Below are 10,744 nucleotides of genomic sequence, written 5' to 3' on the forward strand. Positions count from 1 at the left end.
ACGTACGTACTTCTTTTATTATGCCACAGGTCATGGCTTCTGACCAGACAGGTCTATACGCTTCTGCGTTTCTTCTTCTCTTCCTGCCATTCCGTCTTACGCTGAATGACCTTCATCCAACGGACAGAAAACATGCCGTAACGGCTGATGAGGACGTAATAGAGTGGCACCGAGAGGAATACGATGAGGGCAGCCAGGAAATAGACGCCAGAGAAGCCAAAGGCCGGCACTGCCGCGCCCAGGGTATACGGGCCAACGCCAATGCCCAGATCGATCATAACGAAGAAAGTCGACGTGGCCAGGCCGATCTGGCTGCCGGGAATGCCCTGGATTGACAAGGCCTGGCCGACGGAAGAAATAGTCGCAAAGCCCAGGCCCAGGAGAATGCCGCCGATAATAAAGTAAAGCGGGCCGGACGCAAAGCCGACGACGAGGAGGCAGGCCATCAGGCACAGGAGGGCCGGATACATGACGACGTTGCCGCCGTAGTTATCGAGCATACGGCCTGTAAAGAGACGGCTTAAGAACGAAAGAGCCGCATAGGCGATAAAGAAGAGGGAGCCTGCCGATACGAGATTGAGGGACTGGGCGTAGGCGCCAAGGTAGCTCAAAATGGACGAATAGGCAATGCCCGAGAAAAAGCCAATGACCGAAATAGGCAGTGCTTTGACAGCAAAGAAGCTGGAGAAGGAAATTTCCTTGAGAGCTTCCTTTTCTTCTGCTGTAGCAGCGTGTTCCGGCGTTTTCAGGATGACACTCATGACCAGTGTCAACGCTGCGATGACGATGCATTCGTAAATATTATTGAAATATTCCCCGCCGGCACAAAGCATAATGCCCAAGAAGGGACCAATGGCCGAAGCCAATGTATTGCCCAGGGCAAAGTAGCCAATGCCTTCGCCGCGCCGGGCTACGGGCACGATAGCACCGACAATAGTGCCGGCTGCTGTAGACGAGGCGCCGTAGGCAAAGCCATGGATAATGCGGACAAGTATGAAAAGGCTGATTTCCGAAGCGACAAAATAGAGGGGCAAGGCAGCCAAATAGATGACGGCAGCCAAGACCAGGATTCGTTTGCGGCCTAAAATATCGACGACGTGGCCAGTGAGCATGCGGGCTATGAGGGCACCTATGATAAAGACACTGGAAGCCAGGCCGGCTTCACCGATGGAGACGTGCCAGGTGGCCATGGCGTAGTTTGTCGACCAAAGCATGAGCTGATAATAAATGACATAGAGAAAAAAATTGATGCACGTAACTAAGATAAAATCACGTGTCCAAATGGATTGTTTCACGGTTCAAAACCCTCCTTATTGATCCGGTATAGCATTTCCTGGAGCTGGTCCAGCTCTTTCTTGCTCAGGGCGTGGAAAAAGCGTTTTTCCATGGCCCGTATTTTGTGGTTAATCCGGTCGTAGACATCCTGGCCGGCAGTGGTAAAGGAAACGCGTTTTTCCCGCTGGTCCGTGCCTACCACTTCTGTAATATAGCCCTTATCAAGAAACTTCTTTTTAATGGCCGTAATGGCCGGTTTTTTGATCATATAATAACGGGCTATGGCGACTAGTGTCGTCGGCTGGTTGTGGGCTACGTACACCATAAACGTCCACTGCGAATAGGTCAGGCCAAATTCCTTTAACGCCTCCGTGTCTGCGACAATCATCCTGCGCGTAGCATAGGATAATTCCTGAAACGGTGGGTTCATACCATCTCCCCCTTCCTAATTAGTTAAGTAAATTAATTAAGTAAATTAATTAATTTACTTAACCGTTTATTACTATAGCATAGCAAAAAAAAATGTCAAGCCCCGGCAGCGGGACTCGACATAAAAAAACTACCTGCTTCTAATTTTCATTAGAAACAGGTAGTTTATCTTGGTGGGCGATAACGGGCTTGAACCGCTGACATCCTGCTTGTAAGGCAGGCGCTCTCCCAGCTGAGCTAATCGCCCAAGATGGTGACCCCTGCGGGATTTGAACCCACGTTCACGCCGTGAAAGGGCGGTGTCTTAACCACTTGACCAAGGGGCCTTGGCTCCTCAAGTAGGACTCGAACCTACGACAAATCGGTTAACAGCCGATTGCTCTACCGACTGAGCTATTGAGGAATAACTCATGTGTTCTCCATCGAACAATAGCAATTATACTAGGATTCGGATAAAAAAGCAAGTACTTTTTTCATCTTTTTTTCTTTTTTTTGCGGCTTGTAAATTACCAAGGTAACTTCCAGTCATGTTAGCCAAACTAGAAATTACTATGAGAAGGCGTTGGCGCAATCGTGGTCTGTGACGTCACGTTGCTGGTGCGGCCATGCCCCTGTATGAGCTTCTGCGCTCTTCCAGGAGAGCGCGACAAGAAAAGGCCCCTGCGTTGCCGCAGAGGCCTTCTTATTGACACTAAGAGGTTGTTATGCCTTTGATCTTACATCATGCCAGGCATGCCGCCCATGCCAGCCGGCGGTACCGGAGCTGCCGGAGTCTGTTCCGGTTTGTCAGCTACGAGGGTTTCCGTTGTCAGAACGAGGGCTGCAATGGAAGCAGCGTTCTGCAGAGCTGTACGGGTTACTTTAGCCGGGTCAACGATACCGGCTTTAACCATGTCTACGTATTCTTCTTTGAGGGCATTGAAGCCTACGCCGTCATCAGCAGCTTTTACTTTAGCTACGATAACCGAGCCTTCGAGACCTGCGTTCGTTGCAATCTGACGAACCGGTTCTTCAACGGCGCGTTTTACGAGGTTAATACCTGTCTGTACGTCGCCTTCTTCCTGGAATTCATCCAGAGCCGGAAGGATATCGATGAAGGTTGTGCCGCCGCCGGCTACGATACCTTCTTCAACAGCAGCGCGTGTTGCGTTCAGGGCATCTTCCAGGCGAAGCTTCTTATCTTTCAGTTCTACTTCTGTAGCAGCACCGACTTCGATGACAGCTACGCCGCCGGACATTTTAGCCAGACGTTCCTGGAGTTTTTCTTTATCGAAATCAGACGTCGTTTCAGCAATCTGTGCTTTGATCTGAGCAACGCGTTCTTTGATAGCAGCCGAATCGCCGTGGCCTTCTACGATAGTCGTTTCGTCTTTGGTTACGCGAACCTGACGGGCCGAACCGAGGTCAGCCATAGTGATGCTGTCGAGTTTACGGCCTACATCTTCGGAGATTACGTTTGCACCTGTGAGTACAGCAATATCCTGGAGCATAGCTTTACGGCGGTCACCAAAGCCAGGTGCTTTAACTGCTACAGCTTTAAAGGTACCACGCAGTTTGTTGACTACGAGTGTTGCCAGGGCTTCGCCTTCTACATCTTCAGCAATGATCAGCAGTTCTTTACCAGCCTGAACGACTTTTTCCAGAACCGGCAGCATTTCCTGAATGGAAGCAATCTTGCGGTCCGTAATGAGGATGTACGGTTCAGACATGACGGCTTCCATCTTTTCACCGTCTGTAGCCATGTACGGGGAAATATAGCCACGATCGAACTGCATGCCTTCTACAACGGAAAGCTGCGTGCCCATGGTTTTCGATTCTTCAACAGTAATAACGCCATCTTTGCCAACTTTTTCCATGGCTTCAGCAATGAGGCGGCCTACTTCTTCGTCACCGGCAGAAATGGAAGCTACCTGGGCGATAGAAGCTTTATCCGATACGGCAATGGAACGTTTTTTGATTTCATCAACCAATTTTGCAACAGCCTTTTCAATGCCGCGTTTGAGGATCATCGGGTTAGCACCGGCTGCTACGTTGCGCATGCCTTCCTGGATCATAGCCTGAGCCAAGAGGGTAGCTGTCGTCGTGCCGTCGCCGGCAACGTCGTTGGTCTTCGTAGCTACTTCTTTTACGAGCTGGGCACCCATGTTTTCAAAGGGATCTTCCAATTCGATGTCACGGGCAATGGTTACACCATCGTTGGTGATCGTCGGAGCGCCGAATTTTTTGTCGAGAACGACGTTACGGCCTTTAGGTCCTAATGTAACTTTAACTGCGTTTGCTAATGCATCAACGCCTTTGCCGAGGGCACGGCGTGCATCTTCATTGAACAAAATCTGTTTTGCCATTGTACACACTCTCCTATATGAATAAGATTAGAATTCTGTTTCGTCCATTATGTATGAGCGTAAAATTAGAGAATAGCGAGGATATCCCGTTCGCTGACGATCAGGAGCTTTTCACCTTCGTATTTTACTTCTGTTCCTGCATATTTGGAGAAAATAACTTTATCGCCTGCTTTTACGTCTAAGGCGACGCGGCTTCCGTCTTCCTGAAGTTTGCCCGGGCCTGCAGCAACGATTTCACCTTCGCAAGGTTTTTCTTTTGCCGTATCCGGCAAGAAAATACCGCTGGCAGTTTTTTCTTCCTGTTCTAATACACGAATGACTACTCGGTCTCCTAACGGTTTTAACATTTTATATTCCTCCCTTAGTGTTACATGTCTTTGAATTTATTAGCACTCACTATGTCTGAGTGCTAACTACAATATATATATTACTCACCAAAGGTAAAAAAGTCAATACTTTTTTCAAAAAAAAGACAGACCCTTGGAACAGCCTTTACCAAAGGGATAATTTGGCCGATTAGGCGATAAAAAATAACCGGCAGGATACCTGCCGGTTCGGGTCTGCTTATTTGTTTTTTCCCTTCATGGCACTCGTAATAACGGCTTCAGCCACACGTTTCAGGGAGATTCGTTTCTTCATGCTATATTGCTGCAAGCGGCGGTATGCCTCTTCTTCCGGAATATGATATAACTCCATGAGAAGGCCCTTAGCCCGTTCGACGACCTTGCGCGTTTCTATTTCTTCATTCATCTGGTCAAGTTGCTTATTCATTTCCTGTTGCCGTTTGAACTGGGCAATAGCTACTTCAATAGCCGGAAAGAGATTCGTCGGTGATACGGGCTTGACCAAATAGCCCAGTACACCTGAATCGGTAGCTTTGTCAATAATGTCCTTCTGGCTGTATGCTGTCAGGAGCAGTACCGGCGCCAGTTGTTCGTGAGCAATCATGCGGGCCGCGTGGATACCGTCTAAACGAGGCATCTTAATGTCTAAAATGACAATATCCGGATTTTCCCGTCGTACTAACGCCAATGCTTCTACACCATCTGCGGCTTCCCCTACGACCTGATGGCCTGCATCTTCCAGCATTTCTGCCAGATCCATACGAATAATCGATTCATCGTCACCAATGACGACACGGTATGCCATATCAATTTCCCCCTTTAGTTAGCGGAAAACAAATTGTCACTTCCGTCCCTTCCGGATTGTTAGGAGCAAAGACCACCGTTCCCTGCAGATCCTTTTCTACTAACGTATGGACAATTTGTAATCCCAAATGTTTTCTCCCCTCTTTTTCCTGCTGCACGGCCATGCCGCAGCCGTCATCACGGACTACGATCAGGGCCTGTTCGCCCTGACGGGACAAGGTCACCTGTAAATGGCCTTCACTGCGGCCGGCAAAGCCGTGCAGGACGGCATTGGTGATCAATTCATTTAAGACGAGAGCTAAGGATGTAGCTGCAGCAGAAGGCAGCATCATCTTTTCGCCGTGAAAGGACGGCACAATGCGGCTTTCACTACCGGACAGGCTGTGCAGGACGAGAAACAGGAGACGTTCGGCAATTTCTGATACATCGATGATTTCTTCGTCATGGCGGGATAGCGTTTCATGGACGAGGGAAATACTGACGATGCGGTTCAGGCTTTCATTGAGGGCATCTTTGGCTTCCTGGCTCTGGACACGCCGCATTTGCATGCGCAGCAGGCCGGCAATGGTCTGCAGATTGTTTTTTACGCGATGGTGAATTTCCTTGATAACCGAGGTCTTCACCATGAGCTCTTCTTCTTTTTGCCGCAGCTCGGTCCGCTCCGTAATAATGGCGATAATCCTATCGATATGGCCACGGCGCAGGATAGGAATGATGCGCCGCGTAAAGATATTCTGGCCGTGCCGCACATCCCCTACAGAGCCTTGGCGCGTTTCAATGGCATGCTTGACGCCGGACAGATTGATTTCACTATTATAAATGGTTTCCCCTGTCAACTCCCGGACGGTGCCACGCAAACGCATAATACTTTCGGCCATTTCGTCGGCATAGAGAATGACGCCGTTGCCATTGACGAGAATAATGCCGTCTTGCAGGGATAAGTTCTTGTATAATTGATCGGAATGCTCCGTAAGTGGCACCTGCAGGGCTAGAAAAGCCGTTTCCGTAAGCAGATCCCGTCCTTTTTCTACATTACCCACAAAGGATACGACACCGATCGTAAGGCCGCCGTTATCGACAAAAGGATAACACTGGATTGGCTCTGTACGGCCATAATACGTTTCTTTCGCACCACGCAAGGGATTGCCGGTCTGAAAGACACGCCACACCAGGGGTTCATCATAGACCGTCACCTGGGCTCCTGCCGTTGTCTTTTGCGGTTCGCCCTGGCGGCGCCGGGAAAAAGGCTGGCGGTGTGCCGCTAAAATCATCGTATCGTCTTGTTTTCCCGGAACGTAGACAAAGACTTCCCGATGGGATAGGTCGCTGGAAAATTGCAGCAGCTCTTCACTATTTTGCAGAATCCGTATTTGCACATCGGACAGGGCGCTCCCGGTCTGACAAATCGTTTCTATCGTAGCCATGAGCTCCACCTCACTGCTTGGTCATAATAGACAGGGCCGGCTTGGCATTGAGTGTCAGGTCAGCAAAGATTCCGGCCTGAGCCATATAATAGGCGCGGCAGCCTATCATGGCGCCATTGTCTGTGCAGAGAATCTTGCTTGGCTTGTAAAGGCTATAGCCCCGTTTGGCACAAGCTGCTGCCATGGCGGCACCGAGACCGCTATTGGCGGCCACCCCGCCGGCAAGGGCAATTTTTTTCATACCCGTGCACTGGGCTGCGTCCATAGTCTTTTCCACCAGCGTTTCGACAACTGTCTTTTGGAAGCTCGCAGCAACATCCTTCGGGTCATACGTTTCATGGCGCTGTTCCTGCGTATGCAGATAGTTGAGCACCGCCGATTTCAGGCCGCTAAAGCTGAATTCGAAGTTGTGTTTTTCGTGCAGGGCTTTAGGAAACACAATGGCATCGGCGTTCCCTTCCTTGGCCAGGGCGTCGATCTGGGGACCGCCCGGATAGGGATAGCCCATGACGCGGGCAATTTTATCGAAGGCTTCACCGGCTGCATCGTCTCGGGTCTGGCCCAGGAGCTCAAAGGAGTTGTAACCATTGATTTTGACCAGCTGCGTATGGCCGCCGGAAACGACAAGGGTCAAAAAGGGCGGTTCTAACCCGGGATTGCTCAGGAAATTGGCAAAAATATGGCCTTCCATATGATTGACGCCGACGAGAGGTTTATCCAGAGCAAAGCTCAGTGCTTTGGCTGCTGCTACACCGACGAGGAGGGCGCCGACGAGACCCGGTCCATAGGTGACGCCAATATGGTCAATCGCCTGCAGGCTGACCTTGGCTTCATCCAGGGCTTCTTTGATAACCGGCATAACATATTCGATATGCTGGCGCGACGCGATTTCCGGTACGACACCACCAAATTTTCGATGTATCGGTACCTGTGTAGAAATGATATTCGAAAGGATGTGACGGCCGTCTTCAATGACAGCAGCAGACGTTTCATCACAGCTCGTTTCCAATGCTAATGTATACATGTATCATTCTCCTATTATTTGACGACCCAGTGGTACTTTTCTTTTTTACAGTCCATGACATAGGCATCTTCTTCCGGGTCAGAGTAATATTTCTTCCGTATAGATAAAACCTCATAGCCTAATTTCCGGTATAGCGACAGAGCCGGCAGGTTGGAAAAGCGCACCTCCAAAAAGATATCGGTACAGCCTTCTTCATAGGCAGCTTCCATCATAACGCGCACTAATAATTCGCCATAGCCCTGGCGGCGCACTTCTTTGCGTAAGGCAATATTGGTAACCTGCCCTTCATCGACGACCCGCCATAGACCTGCGTAGCCTTCAATCCGCCCATCTGGACGAACCAGGACATAGTAGCGGGTTACCTCCGTATTGGCCAGTTCCCGGTCTATCGTTTCCCGTCGCCAGGGAACGGAGAAGGATTCCGTTTCGACCTCATAAATGCCCTGGGCATCTTCCGGTGTAGCCGGCCGTACGATCATAGACATAAGGCCCTGCCATGTCTCTTTTCCCAGAGAACCTCTGCTTCACTGCGCCGTTTATAGGCCGGTGTAAGGGTCATGCAGTCGTCGACGTCCTGACGGCTGTAGCGCTCGTCTGCTGCCAGGGCCAGACTGCCGGCCCGCGGGATGACCATCGTCGGCGGGGCCAGGCGGAACTGCGGCGACGCAGCTTCAATTTGTGTGCGCCCTAAGAGGCTGCCGTCGCCACAAAAGACAACGGCTTTGCCAAGCGTTGCCAGCTGTGCCAGCACCTCTGTCAGCGGGGCAACCTGGACCGGTTCCAGTTCCTGCAGGTGCATGCCCTGCCATTCATAAAGGGTCATATAGACGTTTCCCTTTTGGGCATCGATGAGGACACACACAGGATCTTTGGCACCTATAAAATTCCAGGCCAAGGCCGTCGGCGTTTCAATGCCAATAAGCGGTACATTCCAGCCGAAGGACAGCCCCTTAGCGGAAGCCATCCCAATACGCAGGCCCGTAAAAGAGCCAGGGCCGATGGAGACGGCAACGGCATCGATAGCCGTTTTAGGAACAGACGCTTTTTCCAGCATATCTGCAATATGTGGCATAAGCTGTTCCGAGTGAGTCAGGCGTGCCTGTATCGTTAATTCAGCCCGCAGGGTCTGTTCATGCAAGAGTGCCACACTCGATACGAGACTCGACGTTTCAATGGCTAGTAACATAATTTTCTACCTCTTTTTCTACAGAAGCCCAGCGGCTTCCCTGGAAATCAAAATGAAACACTCTGTCTGTAACGCTGACTTTATCGATGCGGATAATCGCAGCATCAGCAGGCAAGCGGTCAGGAAACTTCTCTGACCACTCGATGACCGTAACGCCACCAGGCAGGTAATCATCAAAGCCCAGGTTATCCAGTTCAGCCTCTTCTTCGAGACGATAAAAATCAAAATGCTGTAAAGGCAGGGCGTGTTCATAGTAATTGAGGATCGTAAAGGTCGGACTGACAACCGTATCCGTAATTCCCATGCCCTTGGCAATGCCTTGGACAAAATGTGTTTTTCCGGCACCTAAATCGCCTTGCAGGGCAAAAACATCACCGGCCTTTAAAACAGGGCCCAAGGCTTCACCCAGTGCAATTGTTTCTGCTTCCCCATGTGTGGTTACGTCCATAATCATCCTCCTTAAAAATGTGTCCAGCCTGCTGCCGGTAACAGTTCCCGTTTCCCGCCCTGACAAAGAACAACCTCAGCAGGGCCGGCTTCTACCGTACCAATAGTGGTCACAGCCGGGAACTCTGCCTGGAGCTGTGCGAAATCGGCAGACGACATGGTAAATACCAATTCATAATCTTCGCCGCCGGTAAAGACAAACTTGCCGGCCTGCGTTCCTGAAGCAGCAGCCCAGCGCTGTAATTCTTCACTAATCGGGAGGTCCTCGTATTGCAGGACTAAACGGACGCCACTGGCTTTAGCTATTTCGTTTGCTTCACTGGCCAATCCGTCACTAATATCATTCAAACTGTGGCAATGGTGTTTTACCAAAAGCCGCCCTAGGGCAATTTGCGGTTCCGGAAAGCGATGCGCTTTTTTGAGTTCGTCGTAGCCGTCAGCACCATGCAGCATAACATCCAGACCGGCACCGGAGTTGCCAATCGTATGTGATACAGCCACCACGTCTCCCGCCTGGGCACCACTACGGAGCAACGCTTTTCCTGCTTCGATTTCGCCAAAGGCAGCCACCGTGATGACGGCCCCTTCTTGGGACGTAACCGTATCGCCGCCTAAAATATTAACCTTATAGGTACGGCAAATATCTTTAATTCCTTTATATAAAGCAATGACGTCGTCTACATCCATGTCAGGGCGGAACGCCGTAGACAAGACGATATGTGTCGGTATACCGCCCATGGCGGCAATATCACTTAAGTTAGAGGCTACGGCCTTATAGCCTACGTCATACCACTCACCGGTCCGGCCAATAATGAAATGACTGTTTTCTACCATCGTGTCGATGACGGCAATCTGTTCCATTCCCTGTGTCGTCTTATATAGAGCTCCGTCATCGCCGATCCCAATGACGACGGGATCCGGATTAAATAATGTATTATCTTTTATTTCATCAATGAAACCGAATTCACCTATCTCTGAAATTTTCATACGCGTCTCCTATAGAAATATACAGTTAGACCACTTAACTATATTATTTTAATCAAAATCCCTATAAAAGTAAATGACGGCCAGCCTTATCCTGTCACCAGTCTGACAAAAAGTCTTTTGTGTATAACAAAAAACCTGCAACAAAATGCTGCAGGTTTTTCAAGTGGTGACCCGGTAGGGATTCGAACCCTAGACCTACTGATTCGTAGTCAGTCACTCTATCCAGCTGAGCTACCGAGTCATGCGAAAAGGGAATAGCTCATGGCTTCCCTTTCCATGTGGCAGGGGCAGAAGGAATCGAACCCTCAACCAATGGTTTTGGAGACCACTACTCTACCAGTTGAGCTATACCCCTATGAAAATCAGCGGCTTCCTATCCTCCCAGGACGCTTCCATCCAAGTACTTTCGGCGTTTGCGGGCTTAACTACTGTGTTCGGCATGGGAACAGGTGGATCCCCGCCGCTATCGCCACTGAATT

11 protein-coding genes, 5 tRNA genes and 1 rRNA gene are annotated in these 10,744 nt (G+C 50.1%); all 17 read right to left on the reverse strand.

Annotation, left to right across the window (positions count from 1 at the left end):
• Window positions 1-53 precede the first annotated feature (53 nt).
• On the reverse strand, window positions 54-1,295 hold the full coding sequence (locus tag H8J70_RS02810) for an MFS transporter (protein ID WP_186502349.1): 1,242 nt from the start codon (window positions 1,293-1,295) through the stop codon (window positions 54-56).
• Window positions 1,292-1,705 carry a MarR family winged helix-turn-helix transcriptional regulator gene (locus H8J70_RS02815; protein WP_186502350.1) on the reverse strand — a complete coding sequence of 138 codons (414 nt, stop codon included), beginning with the start codon at window positions 1,703-1,705 and terminating at the stop codon, window positions 1,292-1,294. Before H8J70_RS02815 ends, H8J70_RS02810 begins: the two co-directional genes overlap by 4 nt.
• 170 nt (window positions 1,706-1,875) lie before the next feature.
• Window positions 1,876-1,951 (reverse strand) — tRNA-Val (locus H8J70_RS02820).
• Between the two features lie 4 nt (window positions 1,952-1,955).
• A tRNA-Glu gene (locus tag H8J70_RS02825) sits at window positions 1,956-2,030 on the reverse strand.
• Window position 2,031: 1 nt separating this feature from the next.
• Window positions 2,032-2,107 (reverse strand) — tRNA-Asn (locus tag H8J70_RS02830).
• Window positions 2,108-2,420: 313 nt separating this feature from the next.
• Window positions 2,421-4,049, reverse strand: a complete 1,629-nt coding sequence (groL, locus tag H8J70_RS02835; protein WP_186502351.1) for a chaperonin GroEL — start codon at window positions 4,047-4,049, stop codon at window positions 2,421-2,423.
• Between the two features lie 65 nt (window positions 4,050-4,114).
• Window positions 4,115-4,396 (reverse strand): co-chaperone GroES, encoded by a 282-nt coding sequence (groES, locus tag H8J70_RS02840; RefSeq protein WP_186502352.1) that lies wholly within the window; start codon window positions 4,394-4,396, stop codon window positions 4,115-4,117.
• A gap of 217 nt (window positions 4,397-4,613) precedes the next feature.
• On the reverse strand, window positions 4,614-5,198 hold the full coding sequence (locus H8J70_RS02845; RefSeq protein WP_186502353.1) for an ANTAR domain-containing response regulator: 585 nt from the start codon (window positions 5,196-5,198) through the stop codon (window positions 4,614-4,616).
• Between the two features lies 1 nt (window position 5,199).
• Window positions 5,200-6,621 carry a histidine kinase N-terminal domain-containing protein gene (locus H8J70_RS02850; protein ID WP_186502354.1) on the reverse strand — a complete coding sequence of 474 codons (1,422 nt, stop codon included), beginning with the start codon at window positions 6,619-6,621 and terminating at the stop codon, window positions 5,200-5,202.
• A 10-nt stretch (window positions 6,622-6,631) separates the two neighbouring features.
• Window positions 6,632-7,645 carry a tRNA (adenosine(37)-N6)-threonylcarbamoyltransferase complex transferase subunit TsaD gene (gene tsaD / locus H8J70_RS02855; RefSeq protein ID WP_186502355.1) on the reverse strand — a complete coding sequence of 338 codons (1,014 nt, stop codon included), beginning with the start codon at window positions 7,643-7,645 and terminating at the stop codon, window positions 6,632-6,634.
• A 14-nt stretch (window positions 7,646-7,659) separates the two neighbouring features.
• Entirely contained in the window at window positions 7,660-8,124 is a 465-nt protein-coding gene (gene rimI, locus H8J70_RS02860; protein WP_186502366.1) for a ribosomal protein S18-alanine N-acetyltransferase, read from the reverse strand.
• Window positions 8,121-8,831, reverse strand: a complete 711-nt coding sequence (gene tsaB, locus H8J70_RS02865) for a tRNA (adenosine(37)-N6)-threonylcarbamoyltransferase complex dimerization subunit type 1 TsaB (protein ID WP_186502356.1) — start codon at window positions 8,829-8,831, stop codon at window positions 8,121-8,123. The genes rimI and tsaB overlap by 4 nt, the downstream gene beginning before the upstream one ends.
• Window positions 8,815-9,285, reverse strand: coding sequence for a tRNA (adenosine(37)-N6)-threonylcarbamoyltransferase complex ATPase subunit type 1 TsaE (tsaE, locus tag H8J70_RS02870; protein WP_186502357.1), 471 nt, complete (start codon window positions 9,283-9,285; stop codon window positions 8,815-8,817). The genes tsaB and tsaE overlap by 17 nt, the downstream gene beginning before the upstream one ends.
• A 5-nt stretch (window positions 9,286-9,290) precedes the next feature.
• Entirely contained in the window at window positions 9,291-10,265 is a 975-nt protein-coding gene (gene thiL, locus H8J70_RS02875) for a thiamine-phosphate kinase (protein WP_186502358.1), read from the reverse strand.
• Window positions 10,266-10,429: 164 nt separating this feature from the next.
• Window positions 10,430-10,506, reverse strand: a tRNA-Arg gene (locus tag H8J70_RS02880).
• Between the two features lie 38 nt (window positions 10,507-10,544).
• Window positions 10,545-10,620 (reverse strand) — tRNA-Trp (locus H8J70_RS02885).
• Between the two features lie 5 nt (window positions 10,621-10,625).
• Window positions 10,626-10,742, reverse strand: a 5S ribosomal RNA gene (rrf, locus tag H8J70_RS02890).
• Window positions 10,743-10,744: the final 2 nt, after the last annotated feature.

Source organism: Megasphaera hominis, assembly GCF_014269395.1.
GTDB lineage: Bacteria > Bacillota > Negativicutes > Veillonellales > Megasphaeraceae > Megasphaera > Megasphaera hominis.